Here is a 1,872-nt window from a genome sequence, read left to right as displayed (position 1 = left end):
GCCTTGTTTAAAAATATACCCCAATCCCATATCAGGTAAGGCGAAACTTAAATTCAGTTTGGCAGAACCCCAACCCGTCAGCATAAGAGTATTTGATTTGACAGGAAAAATTGTGCTCAGCGGACAATATGATTTATGTGCAGGAGAGCATACTTATCAATTCAATTTATCCTCTCAAGGATGTTATTGCGTACAAGTACAAACATATAAAAATAAGGTTCAGGACAACTTTAGAGGTTTTTTTCTAAAATTCTTTAATAGAAAATTGAATAAATTTTCATGTCGATGATTATATCTAAATTCACATTCTTTAATATGTAAAATAAAAGTTTGTTTATCAATTCCTCTAAATTTTGTTAATCTACTTTTACACAATCCCCAAAAATTCTCTATACCATTTGTATGTATTTTCCCATTTCTTGCAAATTCATTATTATTATGATTAACAGTTAAATGATTAGAAAAACCATTGTCAATTAAATGTTGATATGTAGTATATCCATCTGTATATATTGTTGAATTGCTGGAAATAACTTGTTTAATTAAAGGCAATAATGTAGAATATTTGCAATCTCTAACTACAAAGGTAGAAACATTACCACCCCTCTTTAATATACCAAAAACGATTGTTTTTCCCTTTGCTCCACGACCTCGTATTCCTCGTACTCTGCGAGCACCAAAATAACTTTCATCAAGTTCATATTCTCCATCTGAACAGATAGTATCTTCATCGCATATTTCTTTTATTCGAATTCTAAAATAGTAGAATAATTTATTGATACTTTGGCGAGAAATATGAGTGATTTCTGCTACTTTTTTTGCTTCAATATCTAAACAAAAATAACGTAAAATTTGTCTAAATGTGCGTTCATCAACATGAGCATGCTCTAAATACTTATTTTTCATCTTTGTATCAATTAGTTATTGATACAAAAATAACGCTAAAGTTGTCTTGTGTAAATCTGCAACATTTTTTTTTGACTATATTTAGCAAATATTCAATCTATTATACAATATTTTTGTTTCTAAAGTTGTCCTGAACCAAAAATAATTATACACAAAAAATCATCAATACCACATCCTGCACCTGTAACCGATTGCAATATGAGGGTTGTGAAAATAAAACTTCGACTCCTGTCCAGAAAGCTTATACTACAATGGAAGGACATATAGGCGATACCATGAACTTGGTGGTAATAAAAACCATAGACTCCACTAAGAGCTATACCTTTTTCAAACAGATAAAATTTGTATTAGGGTCAGATACCAATTTTAATATCAGTTTTGACACAATAGATATACGATATTATTATTCGAATTTATATGATACACTCCATCAATCTGCAAATATGCCCGACTTTGACAATGAAGATGTTCTTTATTCTAAAGAAAAATATAATACTTGTAATTGGTATAGACCATATATGGTAAAATTTGGTTTAATAAATTGTCAAGATACATTGGACTATTATTGCCAGCCTGAAAATCAAACCTATAATCTCTCTTTTGATACGGCATCTTTGATTTGGCTGGAGATATATAGTACAGGGAACAAAATCGACTTGGCATGGAATGTTCCTGTTTGCTACATGGAAAAGGTGAAAGACAAGCATTATATACTTCATGTGAATCTATTTGATACCATGTCCGATGTCCTTCTAACGTGGCAGCCGATACTGCAACCGATGGAAAAAATTCCGGATGATGCATCTATAGAACTGCAAGTACTTGTATTGGACGCCTCTCTTTATTCGTGGTGGTATAGTCATTGGCAATGGTAACACTTTGGGCAATAACCGTTTATTTGGCCATTAATAAAAAAGTATATGCCGTTACGCTGATACCCGCATTGTTTATGACCATGGTATGCAG

3 protein-coding genes are annotated in these 1,872 nt (G+C 31.8%); 2 read left to right on the top strand and 1 reads right to left on the bottom strand.

The annotated features are described in order from the left end of the window. Positions 1-289: T9SS type A sorting domain-containing protein (locus J6Y29_06865; GenBank protein ID MBP5427584.1), on the top strand; the 289-nt coding region annotated here is incomplete at its 5' end. Here J6Y29_06865 and J6Y29_06860 read toward each other — a convergent pair. Then, positions 220-906 (bottom strand): IS1595 family transposase, encoded by a 687-nt coding sequence (locus tag J6Y29_06860; protein MBP5427583.1) that lies wholly within the window; start codon positions 904-906, stop codon positions 220-222. The two genes, J6Y29_06865 and J6Y29_06860, sit on opposite strands and share 70 nt — an antisense overlap. Positions 907-1,181: 275 nt before the next feature. Between J6Y29_06860 and J6Y29_06855 the strand changes: the two genes are divergently transcribed. Further along, positions 1,182-1,781 carry a hypothetical protein gene (locus tag J6Y29_06855; GenBank protein ID MBP5427582.1) on the top strand — a complete coding sequence of 200 codons (600 nt, stop codon included), beginning with the start codon at positions 1,182-1,184 and terminating at the stop codon, positions 1,779-1,781. Positions 1,782-1,872: the final 91 nt, after the last annotated feature.

The sequence above is a fragment of the Clostridiales bacterium genome (genome assembly GCA_017961515.1).
Taxonomy (GTDB): Bacteria; Bacillota; Clostridia; order Acetivibrionales; family RGIG10202; genus RGIG10202.
Note: the sequence above shows the minus strand (reverse complement) of the source record. Positions and strands in the feature narration are given on the sequence as shown.